16 protein-coding genes are annotated in these 18761 nt (G+C 67.3%); 11 read left to right on the top strand and 5 right to left on the bottom strand.

Going from position 1 to position 18761, the window contains the following annotated elements; translation table 11 throughout:
• Positions 1 to 23: 23 nt before the first annotated feature.
• The 7 genes from B3E91_RS04875 to rluB all read left to right on the top strand — a co-directional run bounded on the left by B3E91_RS04875 (position 24) and on the right by rluB (position 7423).
• Positions 24 to 209, top strand: a complete 186-nt coding sequence (locus B3E91_RS04875; RefSeq protein WP_282341091.1) for a DUF1289 domain-containing protein — start codon at positions 24 to 26, stop codon at positions 207 to 209.
• 165 nt (positions 210 to 374) lie between these two features.
• Positions 375 to 2201: a phosphogluconate dehydratase gene (gene edd / locus B3E91_RS04870; RefSeq protein WP_287028576.1), complete on the top strand. Its 1827-nt coding sequence runs from the start codon at positions 375 to 377 to the stop codon at positions 2199 to 2201.
• Entirely contained in the window at positions 2198 to 3193 is a 996-nt protein-coding gene (locus B3E91_RS04865; protein ID WP_287028575.1) for a glucokinase, read from the top strand. Before edd ends, B3E91_RS04865 begins: the two co-directional genes overlap by 4 nt.
• 162 nt (positions 3194 to 3355) lie before the next feature.
• On the top strand, positions 3356 to 4819 hold the full coding sequence (gene zwf / locus B3E91_RS04860) for a glucose-6-phosphate dehydrogenase (RefSeq protein WP_273233825.1): 1464 nt from the start codon (positions 3356 to 3358) through the stop codon (positions 4817 to 4819).
• Positions 4806 to 5522, top strand: a complete 717-nt coding sequence (pgl, locus tag B3E91_RS04855; protein WP_273233826.1) for a 6-phosphogluconolactonase — start codon at positions 4806 to 4808, stop codon at positions 5520 to 5522. Before zwf ends, pgl begins: the two co-directional genes overlap by 14 nt.
• Positions 5523 to 5541: 19 nt before the next feature.
• Positions 5542 to 6183, top strand: a complete 642-nt coding sequence (locus B3E91_RS04850; RefSeq protein ID WP_287028574.1) for a bifunctional 4-hydroxy-2-oxoglutarate aldolase/2-dehydro-3-deoxy-phosphogluconate aldolase — start codon at positions 5542 to 5544, stop codon at positions 6181 to 6183.
• A 100-nt stretch (positions 6184 to 6283) separates the two neighbouring features.
• A complete protein-coding gene (gene rluB / locus B3E91_RS04845) occupies positions 6284 to 7423 on the top strand; it encodes a 23S rRNA pseudouridine(2605) synthase RluB (RefSeq protein WP_287028573.1) in 1140 nt (379 codons plus the stop codon).
• A gap of 60 nt (positions 7424 to 7483) precedes the next feature.
• Here the strand turns inward: rluB and B3E91_RS04840 are convergent, their stop codons facing one another.
• From B3E91_RS04840 to B3E91_RS04820, 5 genes are all read right to left on the bottom strand, one after another.
• On the bottom strand, positions 7484 to 8410 hold the full coding sequence (locus B3E91_RS04840) for a GGDEF domain-containing protein (RefSeq protein WP_287028572.1): 927 nt from the start codon (positions 8408 to 8410) through the stop codon (positions 7484 to 7486).
• Between the two features lie 219 nt (positions 8411 to 8629).
• Positions 8630 to 9370 (bottom strand): YciK family oxidoreductase, encoded by a 741-nt coding sequence (locus B3E91_RS04835; protein WP_273233830.1) that lies wholly within the window; start codon positions 9368 to 9370, stop codon positions 8630 to 8632.
• Positions 9371 to 9443: 73 nt separating this feature from the next.
• The gene (mupP, locus tag B3E91_RS04830) at positions 9444 to 10115 is read right to left on the bottom strand and encodes an N-acetylmuramic acid 6-phosphate phosphatase MupP (RefSeq protein WP_287028571.1); all 672 of its coding nucleotides are present in this window, start codon (positions 10113 to 10115) and stop codon (positions 9444 to 9446) included.
• Positions 10116 to 10120: 5 nt separating this feature from the next.
• Positions 10121 to 10819 (bottom strand): bifunctional 2-polyprenyl-6-hydroxyphenol methylase/3-demethylubiquinol 3-O-methyltransferase UbiG, encoded by a 699-nt coding sequence (ubiG, locus tag B3E91_RS04825; RefSeq protein WP_287028570.1) that lies wholly within the window; start codon positions 10817 to 10819, stop codon positions 10121 to 10123.
• A gap of 121 nt (positions 10820 to 10940) precedes the next feature.
• Positions 10941 to 12260, bottom strand: a complete 1320-nt coding sequence (locus B3E91_RS04820) for a TRZ/ATZ family hydrolase (protein WP_287028569.1) — start codon at positions 12258 to 12260, stop codon at positions 10941 to 10943.
• A gap of 162 nt (positions 12261 to 12422) precedes the next feature.
• Here B3E91_RS04820 and mtnA point away from each other — a divergent pair, with 162 nt between their 5' ends.
• The 4 genes from mtnA to pheA all read left to right on the top strand — a co-directional run bounded on the left by mtnA (position 12423) and on the right by pheA (position 18739).
• Complete coding sequence (mtnA, locus tag B3E91_RS04815; RefSeq protein WP_287028568.1) at positions 12423 to 13499, top strand: S-methyl-5-thioribose-1-phosphate isomerase; 1077 nt, start codon at positions 12423 to 12425, stop codon at positions 13497 to 13499.
• Positions 13500 to 13613: 114 nt separating this feature from the next.
• On the top strand, positions 13614 to 16430 hold the full coding sequence (gyrA, locus tag B3E91_RS04810) for a DNA gyrase subunit A (protein ID WP_287028567.1): 2817 nt from the start codon (positions 13614 to 13616) through the stop codon (positions 16428 to 16430).
• A 117-nt stretch (positions 16431 to 16547) separates the two neighbouring features.
• Positions 16548 to 17633, top strand: a complete 1086-nt coding sequence (serC, locus tag B3E91_RS04805; RefSeq protein WP_273233835.1) for a 3-phosphoserine/phosphohydroxythreonine transaminase — start codon at positions 16548 to 16550, stop codon at positions 17631 to 17633.
• Positions 17633 to 18739: a prephenate dehydratase gene (gene pheA, locus B3E91_RS04800; protein ID WP_090231731.1), complete on the top strand. Its 1107-nt coding sequence runs from the start codon at positions 17633 to 17635 to the stop codon at positions 18737 to 18739. The genes serC and pheA overlap by 1 nt, the downstream gene beginning before the upstream one ends.
• Positions 18740 to 18761 lie beyond the last annotated feature (22 nt).

The following is an 18761-nucleotide window of genomic DNA, read 5'->3' as shown; positions in this document are numbered from 1 at the left end:
CCGTCGCCGTCGAGGACGCGTGCATGAAGAATCCCTGCATCAAGGTCTGCGAGTTCGACGCCGACGTCTGCCGTGGTTGCGGTCGCACGCGCGACGAGATCAAGGCCTGGAAGCGCCTGGACAAGCCCGAGCAGCGCAGCGTGCTGGCGCTCTCCGAGATGCGTCTGCTGGCACTGGCGGCGACGGGCCGGCGCAAGCAGAAGCGCTGACCCCGCGCCGGCGGGCGAGGCGTCTACCGTCGAGGTTCGCCCGCTGCGGCGGCCATTCCACGCCCGTCGCGGCGCATTGAACATCCCGTCACGACACCCGGTCTGTACGAAGAGGCCTCGCGTGGCATAAGTTCGCAGGAACCGTTGATAAGCCAGGAGCCAGACATGCATCCCCGAGTCCAAGCGGTAACCGATCGGCTGATCGAGCGCAGCCGTCCCACCCGCGAGCGTTACCTGGCACAGATGGGCGCCGCCGCCAGTCAGGGCCCGCAGCGCGGCCAGCTGCAGTGCGCCAACTTCGCCCACGGCGTGGCCGGCTGCGGCAGCGATGACAAGCAGAGCCTGCGCCTGATGAACGCGGCCAACGTCGCCATCGTTTCCGCTTACAACGACATGCTCTCGGCGCATCAGCCCTACGAGCACTTCCCGGCGATCATCAAGCAGGCGCTGCGCGAGATCGGCTCGGTGGGCCAGTTCGCCGGCGGCGTGCCGGCGATGTGCGACGGCGTCACCCAGGGCGAGGCGGGGATGGAGCTGAGCCTGGCCAGCCGCGAGGTGATCGCCATGTCCACCGCGGTGGCGCTGTCGCACAACATGTTCGACGCGGCGCTGTGCCTGGGCATCTGCGACAAGATCATTCCGGGGCTGATGATCGGCGCGCTGCGCTTCGGCTACCTGCCGTTCGTCTTCGTGCCGGGTGGGCCGATGCCGTCGGGGATTTCCAACAAGGAAAAAGCCGAGGTCCGCCAGCTGTTCGCCGAAGGCAAGGCGACCCGCGAGCAGCTGCTGGAATCGGAGATGAAGTCCTACCACAGCCCCGGCACCTGCACCTTCTACGGCACCGCCAACACCAACCAGGTGGTGATGGAGGTGATGGGCCTGCAACTGCCCGGTTCCTCGTTCGTCAACCCGTACACGCCGCTGCGCGACGAGCTGACCCGCGAGGCGGCGCGCCAGGTCACCCGGATGACCCGCCAGGGCGGACAGTTCATGCCGCTGTGCGAGATCGTCGACGAGAAGTCCATCGTCAACTCGGTGGTCGCGCTGAACGCCACCGGCGGCTCGACCAACCACACCCTGCACATCCCGGCCTTCGCCCGCGCCGCCGGCATCCTGCTGACCTGGCAGGACATGGCCGAGCTGTCCGAGGTGGTGCCGACGCTGGCCCACGTCTATCCCAACGGCAAGGCCGACGTGAACCACTTCCACGCCGCCGGCGGGGTCAATTTCATCGTCCGCAGCCTGCTCGATGCCGGCCTGCTGCACGAGGACGTCAACACCGTAGTCGGCCACGGTCTGCGCCGTTACCTGCAGGAACCCTTCCTCGACGGCGAGCGCCTTTCCTGGCGCGAGGGCCCACAGCAGAGCCTGGACGAGAACATCCTGCGCCCGGTCGAACGCCCCTTCGATGCCGAAGGCGGCCTGCGCCTGATGGAAGGCAACCTCGGCCGCGGGGTGATGAAGGTCTCAGCGGTGGCGCCCGAACATCAGGTGATCGAGGCGCCGGCGCTGGTGTTCGCCGATCAGCTGGAACTGGCCGCCGCCTTCAAGGCCGGCGAGCTGGAGCGCGATTTCGTCGCCGTGGTGCGTTTCCAGGGGCCGAAGGCCAACGGCATGCCCGAGTTGCACAAGCTCACGCCGTTCCTCGGCGTGCTGCAGGATCGCGGCTTCAAGGTGGCGCTGGTCACCGACGGGCGCATGTCCGGCGCGTCGGGCAAGGTGCCGGCGGCGATCCACGTCTGCCCCGAGGCGAAGGACGGCGGGCCGCTGGCCTACGTGCTCAACGGTGACGTGATCCGGGTCGACGGAACGCGCGGCGAGCTGCTGGTGCGCGTCGATGCCGCCGAGCTGGAAGCCCGTGAGCGCGCCGAGCAGCCGGCGGATACCGGCGTCGGCTGCGGTCGCGAGCTGTTCGGCTTCATGCGCGCCGCCTTCAGCCCGGCGGAACAGGGCGCCAGCGCCTTCACCGCCGAACTGGAAGCGCTCCGGTGAGTGTGTCGCTGGTCGGCGACATCGGCGGCACCAATGCCCGGCTAGCGCTGTGGCGCGACGGGCGACTCGATCATGTGCGGGTGCTCTCCACCGCCGCGTTCGCCGGCCCGGAACAGGCCATCCGCAGCTACCTGGATACCCTCGGCCGGCACGCCGACGAGCTGGACCGCGTCTGCCTGGCCTGCGCCGGGCCGGTCAGCGGCGACGAGTTCCGTTTCACCAACAACCACTGGGTGATCAGCCGCACCGCGTTCTGCCGCGACCTCGGGCTGAGCGACCTGCTGCTGATCAACGACTTCAGCGCCATGGCGCTGGGCGTCACCTGCCTGCGCAAGGACGAATTGCTCGATGTGCGCCCCGGCGTGGTGGTGGCGGACTGTCCGCGGCTGGTGCTCGGGCCCGGCACCGGCCTAGGCGTCGGCACGCTGCTGCCGGACACGCGCGGCGGCTGGCATGCGCTCGCGGGCGAGGGCGGGCATGTCGACCTGCCGATCGGCAGCGAGCGCGAGGCCGACCTGTGGAGTTATCTGCACCGCCAGCACGGCCACGTCAGCGCGGAAAACCTGCTCAGTGGCTCCGGGCTGGTCAGCCTGTACCGCGCCAGTTGCGCGCTGGACGGCAAGACCCTGCGCTTCGACAGCGCCGCCGAGGTGACCCGGGCGGCGCTGGAGGGCGACGCCCAGGCGATCGCCGTGCTGGAGCAGTTCTGCACCTGGCTGGGGCGCGTCGCCGGTAATGCGGCGCTGACCCTCGGCGCGCGCGGTGGTGTCTACTTGGCCGGAGGCATGCTGCCGCGCTTCGCCGACTTCCTCGTCGCCAGCGGATTTCTCGCCGCCTTCCAGGCAAAGGGCGAGATGAGCGGCTACCTGATGCACATCCCGGTGTGGCTGGTTACCGCCGAACAGCCGGGCCTGCTGGGCGCCGGACTGGCCCTGCAGCGCAGCCTCGCGGGTGAGTCGCCGATGATCAGCGGGCTCGCCGACGATGTCTGAGGCCGGCATGAATTCCTTGCTCGTGGCGGGTTTCTCGCTTGGCGCAAAGGCGGCTGGCTGGCCTATCCTGCCGTTAACCGTGGAAATCGCCGGCGGACGGTCCGCTCTGTGCATTGGCCGTGTGGCATTTTCCAACCGTTTCGCTGACTGAAGAATCGACCCATGCCCGGAATCAACGTCACTCCCTGCACGTTCGCATTGTTCGGTGCGCTCGGCGACCTTGCCCTGCGCAAGCTCTTCCCCGCGCTTTATCACCTGGATCACGCCGGCCTGCTGCATGAGGACACGGTGATCTTCGCCCTGGCCCGCGAGCCGCGCGATCCGCAGGAACACCTGGATTTCATCGAGCAGACGCTGCGCCGCTACGTGGGCGAGTCGGGCATCGAGGAAGACTGCATGCGCCGCTTCATGGCGCGCATGAGCTACTTGACGATGGACTTCAAGAAAACCGACGACTACGCCGCGCTCGGCGCCCGGGCCAGCACCCGGCAGCCCGTGGTGGCCTATTTCGCCACGCCGGCCTCGGTGTACGGCGCGATCTGCGAGAACCTCGCCGCCCACGGCCTCGCCGAGCGCACCCGCGTGGTGCTGGAAAAACCCATCGGCCACGACCTGGCGTCCTCGCGGCTGGTCAACGATGCGGTGGCCCGGTATTTCCCGGAAACCAGCATCTACCGGATCGATCACTACCTGGGCAAGGAGACGGTGCAGAACCTCATCGCCCTGCGCTTCGCCAACAGCCTGTTCGAGACCCAGTGGGACCACAACCACATCTCCCACGTCGAGATCACCGTGGCCGAAACGGTCGGCATCGAGGGCCGCTGGGGCTACTTCGACCAGGCTGGCCAGCTGCGCGACATGATCCAGAACCACCTGCTGCAACTGCTCTGCCTGATCGCCATGGACCCGCCGGCGGACCTCTCCGCCGACAGCATCCGCGACGAGAAGGTCAAGGTACTCAAGGCCCTGGCGCCGTTCAGCGTCGACGAGCTGAGCCGTCATCTGGTGCGCGGCCAGTACAGCGCCGGCAACATCAACGGCAAGACGGTGCCCGGCTACCTGGACGAGGAGGGCGCCAATGTCGAGAGCAACACCGAGACCTTCGTCGCCCTGCGCGCGGACATCCGCAACTGGCGCTGGTCCGGCGTGCCGTTCTACCTGCGAACCGGCAAGCGAATGGCGCAGAAGATGTCGCAGATCGTCATTCACTTCAAAGAGCCGCCGTTCTACATCTTCGCCCCGGAGCAGCGCTCGCAGGTCAGCAACCGGCTGATCCTGCGCCTGCAACCGGATGAGGGCATCTCGCTGCAGGTGATGACCAAGGAACCAGGGCTGGGCATGCACCTGCGCAGCGGCCCGTTGCAGCTGAATTTCTCCGATGCCTACAAGAACGCCCGCGTCCCCGATGCGTACGAGCGCCTGCTCCTGGAGGTCATGCAGGGCAATCAGTCGCTGTTCGTGCGCAAGGACGAGGTGGAGGCGGCCTGGCTCTGGTGCGACCGGCTGATGGCCGGCTGGAACGCCCTGGGCGAAACGCCGAAGCGCTACTCGGCGGGCTCCTGGGGACCGGCCGCCTCGATTGCACTGATAACCCGCGACGGGAGGTCCTGGTATGGCGATCTATGAACTGGAACTGCCGGTCGGGCTGATGGCGCACAGTTGCACCGACGCCGAACGCCAGGCCGACGCGCTGGCCCAGGCGGTGTCCGGCGCGCTGCGTTCGGCGCTGGAAACCTATGGCAAGGCCAGCCTGGTGGTGTCGGGCGGGCGCAGCCCGATCGCCTTCTTCGAGCGGCTCTCCCGTGAGCCGCTGGACTGGGCGAATATCCAGATCGGCCTGGCCGACGAGCGCTGGGTATCCGTCGAACACGCCGCCAGCAACGAAGGCCTGGTGCGCCGGCACCTGCTGCAGGGCCCGGCCGCCGCGGCGAGCTTCCTTGGCCTCTATCACCCGGCGCCGACCCTCGAGGACGCGGCGTTGCTCGCCGACCGCGCGCTGGCCGAGCTGCACCAGCCGATCGACGTGCTGGTGCTGGGCATGGGCGACGATGGCCACACCGCCTCGCTGTTCCCCGCCAGCCCGCGCCTGAGCGATGCGCTGGAGGCGGACGGCCATCGCCGCTGCCTGCCGATGCAGGCCCCGGTCGAACCCCACGAACGCCTGACCCTGACCCTGCCGGTGCTGGCTTCGGCGCGCCTGCCGCTGCTGGCGATCCAGGGCGAGGCGAAGCTGGAAACCCTGCGCCTGGCCCTGGCCGGAGAGAACGTCGCGGCGATGCCGATCCGCGCGTTCCTGCATTCCCCCCTGGAAATCTATTGGTGCCCCTGAGGCCGAGGACGAGTTGCCCATGAACATGGCCGCGAAGATCGAGCTGATCGACGATATCTGCCGCAAGGCGCGCATCCTCCCGGTGATCACCATCGCCCGCGAAGAGGACATCCTGCCGATGGCCGACGCGCTGGCCGCTGGTGGCCTATGCACGCTGGAAATCACCCTGCGCTCGGTCCACGGGCTGACCGCGATCCGCCAGTTGCGCCGCGAACGCCCCGAGCTGTGCGTCGGCGCCGGGACCATCCTCGACAAGGCGATGCTGGCCGAGGCGATCGATGCCGGCGCGCAGTTCATCGTTACCCCGGGCTGCACCGCCGAGCTGCTGGAGGCCGGTTGCGACCTCGACGTGCCGCTGCTGCCGGGCACCTCCTGCGCCTCCGACATCATGCTCGGCTATGCCCTGGGCTACCGTCGCTTCAAGCTGTTCCCGGCGGAGGTCGCCGGTGGCGTGGCGGCGCTCAAGGCGTTCGCCGGCCCGTTCGGCAACGTGCGCTTCTGCCCGACCGGCGGCGTCAGCCCGGACAACCTGAAGAGCTACCTGGCGCTGCCCAACGTGATGTGCGTCGGCGGCACCTGGATGCTCGACAGCGCCTGGATCAGGTCCGGCGACTGGGCGGCGGTGGAGCAGGCGAGCCGCGAGGCGATGGCGCTGACCTAGGCCCTGGCCGATACTTTCATCGGCCGCGCATATCGCCGCGGTCGTCCAGCGCGTATGATTCGCGCCCCATTCGGAACAGCCCACACCGGGAGGTGCACAGATGACCGAACATGAGCAACCCGCCGAGCACGTCGCTCACGGCGAAAAACTGCAGAAAGTCCTCGCGCGCATGGGCCTCGGCTCGCGTCGCGACATCGAGACCTGGATCAGCCAGGGACGGGTCAAGGTGAACGCCAGCGTGGCGACCCTCGGCCAGCGCGTCGACCTGCACGACGCCATCGCCCTCGACGGCCGCCTGATCAAGCGCGAAGAGGCCGTCGAAGCGGTCCGCCGCGTGCTCATCTACAACAAGCCGGACGGCGAAGTCTGCACCCGCGACGACCCGGAAGGCCGTCCGACCGTGTTCGCCCGCCTGCCGCGCCTGCAGGCCGGGCGCTGGATCAACATCGGTCGCCTGGACATCAACACCACCGGTCTGCTGATGTTCACCACCGACGGCGAGCTGGCCAACCGCCTGATGCACCCGTCCTACGAGATGGACCGCGAGTACGCGGTGCGCGTGCGCGGCGAAGTCACCGAGGAAATGATCGAGAACCTGAAGACCGGCGTGATGCTCGAAGACGGTCCGGCGAAGTTCACCGACATCCAGGAAGCGCCCGGCGGCGAAGGTTTCAACCACTGGTATCACTGCGTGGTGATGGAAGGCCGCAACCGCGAAGTGCGGCGCCTGTGGGAGTCGCAGGGGCTGGTGGTCAGCCGCCTGAAGCGCGTGCGCTTCGGCCCGGTGTTCCTCACCTCCGAGCTGACCATGGGGCGCTGGCGCGAGATGGGCCAGGCCGAGCTGGACATCCTCAGCGCCGAAGTCGGCCTGAAGCCGGTTTCGCTGCCCGACATGAAGGGCAAGGTGCGTGAGAAGCTCGACCGCGCGCAGCGCAAGTCGGCCAAGCCGCTGGCGCCGAGCGAGCGTCCGGGCCGTGCGCCGCGCGGTGGCAAGCCCGCCGCCGGTGCCGGCAAGCCGACCAACCGCCGGCTGCGTCCGGATTCGGAGCGCAGCACGCCGTGGGGCGCCGGCAGCAGCGTCGCCGAGCGGCCGCAGGATGTGAACAAGAAGCGCCGCCCTGCCGAAGACGCCGGAGGCGAACGTGGCGCACCCCGCAAGCCGTCGGCGGGCGCTCCGGCCAAACGCCGTGGCCCGGTGGCCGATGGCCAGCGTCCAGGCTTCGGTCGTAAGCGTCCGTAAACGGATGGCGTAACGAAAAACCCCGCTCTCGCGGGGTTTTTCGTTTCTGCCTGGCGGCGCTCAGCCTGCCAGCGTCATCCGGTTGCGGCCTTCGCGTTTGGCGGCGTAGAGCGCGTCGTCGGCGCGGCGGGTGAGGCTTTCCGCGGATTCGAAGGGTCGCAGCAGGGCGCAGCCCAGGCTGACCGACAGCCTGATGGCCTGGCCCTGACTCAGGTATTGCAGCGTCTCGATGGTGCTGCGCAGGCGCTCGCCCACCAGGCTGGCGGCCTCGAGGGCCGTGTTGGAGAGCAGCACCATGAATTCCTCACCGCCGAAACGGAAGATCATGTCGATGTTGCGCAGCTGGTTCTTCAGCGCGACGGAAACCGCGCGCAGCACGTCGTCGCCGACGCCGTGGCCGTAGCCGTCGTTGATCAGCTTGAAGTGGTCGAGGTCGAGCATCAGCACGCACAGCGGCTGCGAATGACGGTGGGCCATGTCCACTTCGCGAGCCAGCGACTGGTTCATGGCGAAGCGGTTGCCGGTGCCGGTCAGCGGGTCATGCAGGGCATTCTGCAGGGCGCAGCGGTAGAGCAGCGCATTGCGCAGCGGGAACACCAGGCAGGACAGCAGCGATTCCACCTGGCCGAGCTCGAAGTCGTCGAAACGCTGGTTGCGGCGGAACACCAGTTCGCCCATGTATTCGCCGGCCTGGTTGAGGTTGTAGCTGGCGCTGTGGGTGCCGCGTGCGCCGAACTGCAGGGACAGCTCGCTGCGCGGATGGGAGAAGGTCATGGCGTCCAGCGGTACCAGCCGCTGAACCTCGCGGAAGAACACCTCAAGGATGCGCTCCACCTCCAGACTGGTCTGCAGCTGCAGGGTCAGTTGGCGGTGCAGCTCGCTCAGCGTTACCGGTAGCAGGGCAACGGGGCGAGATTCCGAGTAGCCCATGCGCTGCAGGCGGGCGGCGTCGAAATCGATCGTGTTCTTCTTGCTGGGAGGGACCATGAGCGCTCTTCCTTCAACGCTGGTGTGCGTTTCGTGGAAGGACAAGAGCGAAATGTGTGCCAGGATATTTTTATCGTTATTTAACAGTGACTTGAGCGTTTATTGCGGGGGCGGTGGCAAGATTTCGCCGGTTATCCGGCGGGCAATGGCCGCTATTTGGAAGGTAGGTTGCCGCTTTCGACGTAAAACTGGCGGTGGCCCGGCCACCGCCCGCGCGCCTCACTGGGCGTCGAACTGCTGGCCATTGACGCCCTTGCTGTCCGGGCCCATCAGGTACAGATAGACCGGCATGATCGCCTCCGGCTCCGGGTTGTTCGCCGGATTCTCGCCCGGGTAGGCATGGGCACGCATCGCGGTGCGGGTGGCGCCGGGATTGATGCTGTTGGAGCGCACGGCGCAGGTGCCGTCGACTTCGTCGGCGAGGACCTGCATCAGCCCCTCGGTGGCGAACTTGGAAACCGCGTAGGCGCCCCAGTAGGCGCGGCCCTTGCGGCCGACGCTGCTGGAGGTGAACACCACCGAGGCGTCCTCCGACAGCTTGAGCAACGGCAGCAGGGCGCTGGTGAGCATGAACATGGCGTTGACGTTGATCTGCATGACGCGCATGAAGTTCTCGCCCGAGAGCTGCTCGAGCGGCGTGCGCGGGCCGACGATGGACGCATTGTGCAGCAGCCCGTCGAGGCGGCCGAATTCGCTTTCGATCATCGCCGCCAGTTCGCCGAACTGGTGCGGCTGGGCGGTTTCCAGGTTCAGCGGAATCACCGCGGCCCGCGGATGGCCGGCCGCTTCGATCTCGTCGTAGATCAGGTTCAGGTTGTCTTCGTTGCTGCCCAGCAGCAGCAGCGTCGCACCAAGGGCTGCATAGGCCTTGGCGGCGGCCGCACCGATGCCGCGGCCGGCGCCGGTGACCAGGATGATGCGGCCCTGCAGCAGATCGGGGCGGGCGGTGTAGTCGAACATGGAAGGCTCCTTCGGGCGCGGCACGCCTTGGCCGCGCGGATGGCTAGCGGGTCGGTGGATGGAACGGCGCCTGTCAGCAGCCGCAGAGGGCGCGGTCGAGCAGGGTACGCAGTTCCAGCGGGTGGTCGATTACGGCATCGGCACCCCAGCTGCGCGGGTTGTCCTGCGGATGGATGTAGCCGTAGCTGACGCCCACCGTGCGCGTGCCGGCGTCGCGGCCGGATTCGATGTCGCGCAGGTCGTCGCCAACGAACAGCACGCTGGCCGGCTCCAGCTCCAGGCGCTGGCAGGCCAGGGCGAGCATTTCCGGGTCCGGCTTGCTGTGGGTGACGTGGTCCGGGCAGATCAGCAGCGCCGAGCGCTCGGCCAGGCCGAGTCGCTGCATGATCGGTTCGGCGTAGCGCAGCGGCTTGTTGGTCACCACGCCCCAGATCAGCCCGGCCTTTTCGATATCGGCCAGCACGTCGGCCATGCCGTCGTAGAGGTGGCTGAAGGTGGCGCAATGGCTCTGGTAGCGCTCGAGGAATTCAAGGCGCAGGGTCTCGAACGCGTCGGACATCGGGTCGACGTCGAAGGCGCTGATCACCATCGCCCGCGCACCGCCGGACACCACGTCGCGCACGGTCTTGTCCTCGATCGGCGGCAGCGCGCGCGCGGCGCGCATCGCCTGGATCACCGCGATGAAGTCGGGCGCGGTGTCCAGCAGGGTGCCGTCCATGTCGAATAGCACTGCTCGAATGCGCATGCCGCTCACGCCTCCCTCAGGGTCTGGACCATGTAGTTGACGTCCACGTCCGGCGCCAGCTTGTAGCGCTTGCTCAGCGGGTTGTAGGTCAGGCCGATGATGTCGCGGACCTGCAGCCCGGCGTCGCGGCTCCAGGTGCCCAGCTCGGAAGGACGGATGAACTTGGCGAAGTCATGGGTGCCGCGCGGCAGCAGGCGCATCAGGTACTCGGCGCCGACGATGGCGAACAGCCAGGCCTTGGGGTTGCGGTTGATGGTGGAGAAGAACACCTGGCCGCCGGGCTTGACCAGCGTGTGGCAGGCGCGGATCACCGACGCGGGGTCGGGTACGTGCTCGAGCATTTCCAGGCAGGTGACCACGTCGAACTGGCCGGGCATTTCCGCCGCCATCGCTTCGGCGGTGATCTGCCGGTATTCCACCGGCACGCCGGATTCGAGCTGGTGCAGGCGCGCCACCGACAGCGGTGCCTCGCCCATGTCGATGCCGATCACCTCAGCGCCGCGCTGGGCCATGGCTTCGCTGAGGATGCCGCCGCCGCAGCCGATGTCGATGACCTTCTTGCCGGCCAGGCCGACGCGTTCGTCGATCCAGTTGACCCGCAGCGGGTTGATGTCGTGCAGGGGTTTGAACTCGCTTTCGCGGTCCCACCAGCGGTGGGCCAGGGCTTCGAATTTGGCGATTTCGGCGTGATCGACATTGCTCATGAGTAGTTCCATCGAAACGAGAAAGAGGAGGGCGCGGCCGGGCGGACATGTTGCCAGCTTGACGGCGCCGATAGGTTCATCGACGTCGGCCCAATGTATGCCAGTTTGTCGCAGGTCGGCGTCAGCCGCCGCGGATGCGCGAGCCCCACTGCCGTGCAGTGGCGATGATGCGTTGTTCGTCCATGCAGGTCAGGCGTCCGTCGTCGAGCAGTGGCTTGCCGCCGACCCAGACGTGCTTCACGCAGTCGCGCCCGCAGGCGTAGATCAGTTGCGATACCGGATCGTAAACCGGCTGCTGGGCCAGGCCGTTCAGGTCGAAGGCGGCCAGGTCGGCGAACTTGCCGACCTCCAGCGAACCGCAGCAGGCGTCCAGCCCGAGGGCGCGCGCGCCGTTGAGCGTGGCCATGCGCAGCGCGCGGTGCGCGTCCAGGGCGGTGGCCGAGCCGGCGACGGCCTTGGCCAGCAGCGCGGCGGTGCGGGTTTCGCCCAGCAGGTCGAGGTCGTTGTTGCTGGCCGCGCCGTCGGTGCCGAGGGCGACGTTGACGCCGGCCTGCCAGAGTTTCTCGACGGGGCAGAAACCGCTGGCCAGCTTGAGGTTGGACTCCGGGCAGTGGATCACGCTGCTGTTGCTTTCCACCAGCAGCGCCAGATCCTCGTCGTTCACCTGGGTCATGTGCACGGCCTGGAAGCGCGGGCCGAGCAGGCCGAGGCGGGCGATGCGCGCCAGCGGCCGCTCGCCGGTCCGCTCGACGGCCTGCTGCACCTCGCCGGCGGTTTCGTGGACGTGCATATGAATGCCGACGTCCAGCTGGTCGGCCAGCATCAGGATGTTCGCCAGCTTGTCGTCGCTCACCGTGTAGGGCGCGTGCGGGCCGAAGGCGACCTTCAGGCGAGGGTGGTGGCGCAGGTCGTCGAACAGCTCCAGGCCGCGGCGAATGGCGTCGGCCGGGTCCGCCGCGCCGGGGATCGGGAAGTCGAGGATCGGCAGGCTGATCTGCGCGCGCACGCCGGCGTTGTGCATCACTTCGCTGGCGATCTTCGGGTAGAAGTACTGGTCGCAGAAGCAGGTGACGCCGCCCTTGAGCTGTTCGGCGATCGCCAGCTCGGTGCCCGCGCGGACGAAGTCCTCGTCGACCCAGCGGCCCTCGGCCGGCCAGATGTGCTGTTCCAGCCAGCTCTGCAGCGGCAGGTCGTCGGCGAAGCCACGGAACAGGCTCATGGCCGCGTGGCCGTGGGCGTTGATCAGCCCCGGCGCGAGCAGCATGCCGGGCAGTTCGCGGATTTCCGTCGCCGGCTGGCGCAGGACCTCGGCGCGTGGCGCGATGAGCACGATGCGTCCGTCGCGGATGCCCAGGCCGTGGTCGCTGAGGACCACGCCCGCCGGCTCCACCGGAACCAGCCAGGACGGCAGCAGCAACAGGTCGAGGGGCGCGTCGGGCATGGGCTGGCGTTCCAGGTCAGAAGGCCGGACAGTGTATTGAAGCCGCACGGGGCTGGAAAGGCGAAGCCAGCGGTCGGTCGGCTCGCCCGCCGCAGCGTCGCCCGCCACCGCCGCGGGCTTGTGCGTATAATTCGCCGCTTTTGTTCCGGTACGAGGTTGAGCATGCGCGAGCAGTTGCTGGCGGCGGAGAAGGTGACGTCCATCGAATGGCGCGCGGGCGAGCTGCATCTGCTCGACCAGCGCCGGCTGCCGCTGGAGGAAACCTGGCTCACCTTCGACTCGGCCGCCGGTGTCGCCGAGGCGATTCGCAGCATGCTCGTGCGGGGGGCGCCGGTGATCGGTATCGCCGCGGCCTACGGGCTGGTGCTCGGCGCGCGGGCGCGCCTGGCGCAGGGCGGCGACTGGCGCGCCGGGCTGGAGGCGGACTTCGCCGTGCTGGAGGGCGCCAGACCGACCGCGGTCAACCTGTCCTGGGCGCTGAACCGCCTGCGCGAACGGCTCGACAAGCTCAAGCACGGCGAAGACCCGCTGAAGGCGCTGGAAACCGAAGCCATGGCCATTCACCTCAGCGACCGCGAGGCCAACCTGACCATGGCCCAGCTGGGCATGGAGCTGATTCGCAGGCAGCAGGGCAACCTGCAGACGCTGCTGACTCACTGCAACACCGGCGCGCTCGCCACCGGTGGCTTCGGTACCGCGCTCGGGGTGATTCGCGCGGCCTTCCTCGAGGGGCTGGTGGAGCGCGTCTACGTCGACGAAACCCGGCCTTGGCTGCAGGGTTCGCGCCTGACCGCCTGGGAGCTGGCCAGCGAAGGCATCCCGCTGAGCCTCGGCGTCGACTCCGCCGCTGCGCACCTGATGAAGACCAAGGGCATCACCTGGGTCATCGTCGGCGCCGACCGGATCACCGCAAACGGCGACGTGGCGAGCAAGATCGGCACCTATCAACTGGCCGTTTGCGCCATGCACCACGGCGTGCGCTTCATGGTCGTGGCGCCCAGCTCGAGCATCGACATGGCGTTGGAGAGCGGCGACGACATTCCCCTCGAGGAGCGCGACGGCGCGGAGCTGCTGGACGTCGGCGGCGTGCGCGTCGCCGCCGGCGTCGAGGCGCTGAATCCGGTGTTCGATGTCACCCCGGCCGACCTGATCGACGCCATCGTCACCGAGAAGGGCGTGGTCGAACGCCCCGACGCGACGAAGATGGCCGCCCTGATGAGTCGCAAGCGCCTGCACTGAAGGGGCGCCTGCTCATCCATTCGACGCGTCTCTAGGCGGCTTTCGAACGCCGCCTTGTGATAATATCCCGCGCTTATTCGCAGCACCTCGCAGACAAAAGGAACCAGGCTTCTCATGGGTGAACTGGCCAAAGAAATCCTCCCGGTCAATATCGAAGACGAGCTGAAACAGTCCTATCTCGACTACGCGATGAGTGTGATCGTCGGGCGTGCCCTGCCGGATGCGCGCGACGGCCTGAAGCCCGTGCATCGGCGCGTGCTGTTCGCCATGAGCGAACTGGGTAACGACTGGAACAAGCCGTACAAGAAATCCGCCCGTGTGGTCGGTGACGTGATCGGTAAGTATCACCCGCACGGCGACACCGCCGTGTACGACACCATCGTGCGCATGGCCCAGCCGTTCTCGCTGCGCTACCTGCTGGTCGACGGTCAGGGCAACTTCGGTTCGGTGGACGGCGACAACGCCGCGGCCATGCGATACACCGAAGTGCGCATGACCAAGCTGGCCCACGAGCTGCTGGCCGACCTGCAGAAGGAAACCGTCGACTGGGTGCCGAACTACGACGGCACCGAGATGATTCCGGCGGTGATGCCGACCAAGATCCCCAACCTGCTGGTCAACGGCTCGTCGGGTATCGCCGTGGGCATGGCCACCAACATCCCGCCGCACAACCTCGGCGAGGTGATCGATGGCTGCCTGGCGCTGATGGACAACGCCGAGCTGACCGTCGACGAACTGATGCACTACATCCCTGGCCCGGACTTCCCCACCGCGGGGATCATCAACGGCCGTGCCGGCATCATCGAGGCCTACCGTACCGGTCGCGGGCGCATCTATATCCGCGCGCGCGCCGAGATCGAGGACATCGACAAGGCCGGTGGCCGCCAGCAGATCGTCATCCGCGAACTGCCGTACCAGCTGAACAAGGCGCGTCTGATCGAGAAGATCGCCGAGCTGGTCAAAGAGAAGAAGATCGAAGGCATCACCGAGCTGCGCGACGAGTCCGACAAGGACGGCATGCGCGTGGTCATCGAGCTGCGTCGCGGCGAAGTGCCGGAGGTGATCCTCAACAACCTCTACGCCCAGACCCAGCTGCAGAGCGTGTTCGGCATCAACGTGGTGGCGCTGGTCGACGGCCAGCCGCGCACGATGAACCTCAAGGACATGCTTGAGGTATTCATCCGCCACCGCCGCGAAGTGGTGACCCGGCGTACCGTGTTCGAGCTGCGCAAGGCGCGCGAGCGCGGCCACATCCTCGAAGGCCAGGCGGTCGCGCTGTCCAACATCGACCCGGTGATCGAGCTGATCAAGGCATCGCCAACGCCGGGCGAAGCCAAGGAACGCCTGATCGCCCGTGCCTGGGAATCCAGCGCCGTCGAGGCGATGGTCGAGCGCGCCGGTGCAGATTCCTGCCGTCCGGACGATCTCGATCCGCAGTACGGCCTGCGCGACGGCAAGTACTACCTGTCGCCCGACCAGGCCCAGGCGATTCTCGATCTGCGCCTGCACCGCCTGACCGGCCTGGAGCACGAGAAGCTGCTGGCCGAGTACCAGGAAATCCTCACCCTGATCGGCGAGCTGATCCGTATCCTGACCAACCCCGTGCGCCTGATGGAAGTCATCCGCGAGGAGCTGGAAGGCGTCAAGGCCGAGTTCGGCGACAAGCGTCGCACCGAAATCGTCGCCTCGCAGGTCGACCTGACCATCGCCGACCTGATCACCGAAGAAGACCGCGTGGTGACCATCTCCCACGGCGGCTACGCCAAGTCCCAGCCGCTGCACGCCTACCAGGCGCAGCGCCGCGGTGGCCGCGGCAAGGCGGCAACCGGGGTCAAGGAAGAGGACTACGTCGAACACCTGCTGGTCGCCAATAGCCACGCCACGCTGTTGCTGTTCTCCAGCAAGGGCAAGGTCTACTGGATGAAGACCTACGAAATTCCCGAAGCCTCGCGCACCGCGCGTGGCCGGCCGCTGGTCAACCTGTTGCCGCTGAGCGAAGGCGAGCGCATCACCGCGATGCTGCAGGTCGACCTCGAGGCGGTGCGTCAGCAACTGCCGGAAGGCGAAGACGCCGATGACGTCATCGAAGGCGTGCTGGCCGAGCCGGAAGAGATCGAGGAAGTCGGTGAAGACGAAGACGGCGACGACGAAACCGCCGACGAGCCCACTGGCAGCTACATCTTCATGGCCACCGCCAACGGCACCGTGAAGAAGACCCCGCTGGTGCAGTTCAGCAAGCCGCGCAGCGTCGGCCTGATCGCCCTGAAGCTGGAGGAGGGCGACACCCTGATCGCCGCCGCCGTCACCGACGGTGCGCAGGACGTGATGATGTTCTCCGACGGCGGCAAGGTGATCCGCTTCAAGGAAAGCAAGGTGCGCATCATGGGCCGTAACGCCCGTGGCGTGCGCGGCATGCGCCTGCCGGAAGGCCAGCACATCATCTCCATGCTGATCCCCGAGCCCAACGCGCAGATTCTCACCGCGTCGGCGCGTGGCTACGGCAAACGCACCGCGATCGCCGAGTTCCCGCGCCGTGGACGTGGCGGGCAGGGCGTGATCGCCATGGTCAGCAACGAGCGCAACGGTATTCTGGTGGGCGCCATCCAGGTTCAGGAAGGCGAGGAGATCATGCTGATCTCCGACCAGGGCACGCTGGTGCGTACCCGCGTCTCCGAAGTGTCCTCGCTGGGCCGCAACACCCAGGGCGTGACCCTGATCAAGCTGGCCAAGGACGAAACCCTGGTCGGTCTGGAGCGGGTGCAGGAGCCTTCGGTCGAGGAAGACCTCGAGGAAAACGAAGCGGCTCTGGCCGAGGACGTGCTCGACAAGGAGCTGCCCGTGGTCAGTGCCGAGCCGGACGAGGACGAACTGCTCGGTGGCGGCGGCGACGTATCGCCGGACGTGGTCCCCGGTGACGGCGAAGACGAGTAACGTCGGCGGCGTTCCCACGCAGGCAGGGGCCGGGCGGCAACGCTCGGGCTTCTGCCGGCAACGCGGGGTTCGAACGAGTGAAAGGGCCAAGCCCTGCCTTTTTGAGAGACATCAACGATGAGCAATCGCGCTTTCAACTTCTGCGCCGGCCCGGCCGCGCTTCCCGAGGCGGTACTGCAACGTGCCCAGGCCGAACTCCTCGACTGGAACGGCAAGGGCCTTTCGGTGATGGAGATGAGCCATCGCAGCGACGACTACACGGCAATCGCGGTCAAGGCCGAGCAGGACCTGCGCGACCTGCTGTCGGTGCCGGCCAACTACAAGGTGCTATTCCTCCAGGGCGGCGCCAGCCAGCAGTTCGCTGAGATCCCGCTGAACCTGTTGCCCGAAGGCGCTTCGGCCGACTACATCGACACCGGCATCTGGTCGCGCAAGGCCGTCGAAGAGGCGCGCCGCTACGGCAAGGTCAACATCGCCGCCAGCGCCAAGCCCTACGACTACTTCGCCATCCCGCCGCAGAGCGAATGGCAGCTGGATGCGAATGCCGCCTACGTGCATTACGCCTCCAACGAGACCATCGGCGGTCTGGAATTCAACTGGATTCCCGAGACCGGCGACGTGCCGCTGGTGGTGGACATGTCCTCGGACATCCTCTCGCGCCCCCTCGACGTGTCGAAGTTCGGCCTGATCTACGCCGGCGCGCAGAAGAACATCGGTCCCAGCGGCCTGGTGGTGGTGATCGTTCGCGAAGACCTGCTCGGTCACGCGCGCAGCGTCTGCCCGACGATGCTCGACTACAAGATCGCGGCCGACAACGGCTCGATGTACAACACCCCGGCGACTTTCTCCTGGTATCTCTCCGGGCTGGTCTTCGAGTGGCTCAAGGAGCAGGGCGGGGTCGCCGCCATGGAACAGCGCAACCGCGCGAAGAAGGAACGTCTGTACGGTTTCATCGACGCCAGCGGCCTGTACAGCAACCCGATCACCGGTGAAGCGCGTTCGTGGATGAACGTGCCGTTCCGCCTCGCCGACGAGCGCCTGGACAAGGATTTCCTTGCCGGCGCCGACGCCCGCGGGCTGCTCAACCTGAAGGGGCACCGCTCGGTGGGCGGCATGCGCGCGTCCATCTACAACGCCCTCGGCCTGGACGCCATCGAGGCGCTGGTCGGCTACATGGCGGAGTTCGAGAAGGAGCGTGGCTGATGTCCGATGCCAACTCCGAGCTTGAACTGAAGGCGCTGCGGGTACGCATCGACAAGCTCGACGAGAAGATCCTCGAGTTGATCAGCGACCGCGCGCGCTGCGCCGAAGAGGTCGCCCGGGTCAAGATGGCCGCGCTGGCCGAAGGCGAAGTGCCGGTGTTCTACCGGCCCGAGCGCGAGGCGCAGGTGCTCAAGCGCGTGATGGAACGCAACAAGGGCCCGCTCAGCAACGAGGAGATGGCGCGGCTGTTCCGTGAGGTCATGTCGTCTTGCCTGGCCCTGGAGAATCCGTTGAAGGTCGCCTACCTCGGCCCCGAGGGCACCTTCACCCAGGCCGCGGCGATCAAGCATTTCGGCAACGCGGTGATCAGCACGCCAATGGCGGCCATCGACGAGGTGTTCCGCGAGGTCGCCGCGGGTGCGGTCAATTTCGGCGTGGTGCCGGTGGAAAACTCCACCGAGGGCGCGGTCAACCACACGCTGGACAGCTTCCTCGAGCACGACATGGTGATCTGCGGCGAAGTCGAGCTGCGCATCCACCATCACCTGCTGGTCGGCGACAACACCAAGACCGACAACATCAGCCGCATCTATTCGCACGCCCAGTCCCTGGCGCAGTGCCGCAAGTGGCTCGATGCGCACTACCCGAACGTCGAGCGCGTGGCGGTTTCCAGCAACGCCGACGCCGCCAAGCGGGTCAAGGGCGAGTGGAGCTCGGCGGCCATCGCCGGCGACATGGCGGCCAGCCTCTACGGCCTGACCAAGCTGCAGGAGAAGATCGAGGACCGCCCGGACAACTCCACGCGCTTCCTCATCATCGGCAACCAGGAAGTCCCGCCGACCGGCGACGACAAGACCTCGGTGATCGTCTCCATGCGCAACAAGCCCGGCGCGCTGCACGAGCTGCTGGTGCCGTTCCACAGCAACGGCATCGACCTGACGCGCATCGAGACGCGCCCGTCGCGCAGCGGCAAGTGGACCTATGTGTTCTTCATCGACTTCGTCGGCCATCACAAGGACCCGCTGATCAAGGACCTGCTCGAGCGTCTCAGCCAGGAAGCGGTCGCGGTGAAAGTGCTGGGTTCCTACCCCAAGGCCGTGCTCTGAACGGCGCGCGGCACCTGGCGCG

It is taken from the genome of Pseudomonas sp. UBA6310 (assembly GCF_002438225.1).
Taxonomy (GTDB): domain Bacteria; phylum Pseudomonadota; class Gammaproteobacteria; order Pseudomonadales; family Pseudomonadaceae; genus Pseudomonas_O; species Pseudomonas_O kuykendallii.
The sequence above is the reverse complement of the archived record's forward strand: the minus strand, read 5'-3'. Positions and strand labels throughout refer to the sequence as shown.

What these genes read in the sequence shown, in the direction of transcription:
- B3E91_RS04875 (WP_282341091.1), top strand. Translation starts at nt 24, where the DNA reads ATGAAGAATCCCTGCATCAAGGTCTGCGAGTTCGACGCCGACGTCTGC.
- edd (WP_287028576.1), top strand. Translation starts at nt 375, where the DNA reads ATGCATCCCCGAGTCCAAGCGGTAACCGATCGGCTGATCGAGCGCAGC.
- zwf (WP_273233825.1), top strand. Translation starts at nt 3,356, where the DNA reads ATGCCCGGAATCAACGTCACTCCCTGCACGTTCGCATTGTTCGGTGCG.
- pgl (WP_273233826.1), top strand. Translation starts at nt 4,806, where the DNA reads ATGGCGATCTATGAACTGGAACTGCCGGTCGGGCTGATGGCGCACAGT.
- B3E91_RS04850 (WP_287028574.1), top strand. Translation starts at nt 5,542, where the DNA reads ATGAACATGGCCGCGAAGATCGAGCTGATCGACGATATCTGCCGCAAG.
- rluB (WP_287028573.1), top strand. Translation starts at nt 6,284, where the DNA reads ATGACCGAACATGAGCAACCCGCCGAGCACGTCGCTCACGGCGAAAAA.
- B3E91_RS04840 (WP_287028572.1), bottom strand. Translation starts at nt 8,410, where the DNA reads ATGGTCCCTCCCAGCAAGAAGAACACGATCGATTTCGACGCCGCCCGC.
- B3E91_RS04835 (WP_273233830.1), bottom strand. Translation starts at nt 9,370, where the DNA reads ATGTTCGACTACACCGCCCGCCCCGATCTGCTGCAGGGCCGCATCATC.
- mupP (WP_287028571.1), bottom strand. Translation starts at nt 10,115, where the DNA reads ATGCGCATTCGAGCAGTGCTATTCGACATGGACGGCACCCTGCTGGAC.
- ubiG (WP_287028570.1), bottom strand. Translation starts at nt 10,819, where the DNA reads ATGAGCAATGTCGATCACGCCGAAATCGCCAAATTCGAAGCCCTGGCC.
- B3E91_RS04820 (WP_287028569.1), bottom strand. Translation starts at nt 12,260, where the DNA reads ATGCCCGACGCGCCCCTCGACCTGTTGCTGCTGCCGTCCTGGCTGGTT.
- mtnA (WP_287028568.1), top strand. Translation starts at nt 12,423, where the DNA reads ATGCGCGAGCAGTTGCTGGCGGCGGAGAAGGTGACGTCCATCGAATGG.
- gyrA (WP_287028567.1), top strand. Translation starts at nt 13,614, where the DNA reads ATGGGTGAACTGGCCAAAGAAATCCTCCCGGTCAATATCGAAGACGAG.
- serC (WP_273233835.1), top strand. Translation starts at nt 16,548, where the DNA reads ATGAGCAATCGCGCTTTCAACTTCTGCGCCGGCCCGGCCGCGCTTCCC.
- pheA (WP_090231731.1), top strand. Translation starts at nt 17,633, where the DNA reads ATGTCCGATGCCAACTCCGAGCTTGAACTGAAGGCGCTGCGGGTACGC.